Origin of the sequence: Streptomyces sp. NRRL S-455, from assembly GCF_000717875.1 — a bacterium.
Taxonomy (GTDB): domain Bacteria; phylum Actinomycetota; class Actinomycetes; order Streptomycetales; family Streptomycetaceae; genus Streptomyces.
Map to the genome: position 1 here is coordinate 1 of NZ_JOCT01000114.1, position 210 is coordinate 210.

1 rRNA gene is annotated in these 210 nt (G+C 54.8%); it reads right to left on the bottom strand.

The features are described from left to right. A 5S ribosomal RNA gene (gene rrf, locus IE97_RS0138060) occupies positions 1-87 on the bottom strand; the annotation flags it as partial. Positions 88-210 lie beyond the last annotated feature (123 nt).

Below are 210 nucleotides of genomic sequence, written 5' to 3' on the forward strand. Positions count from 1 at the left end.
CCCCCCTGCAGTACCATCGGCGCTGTAAGGCTTAGCTTCCGGGTTCGGAATGTAACCGGGCGTTTCCCCTACGCTATAACCACCGAAACACTATGAAACAGACAACCGTAAGGCTGTTCGTGGTTTCAGAACCAACACAGTGGACGCGAGCAACTGAGGACAAGCCCTCGGCCTATTAGTACCGGTCAACTCCACACGTTACCGTGCTTC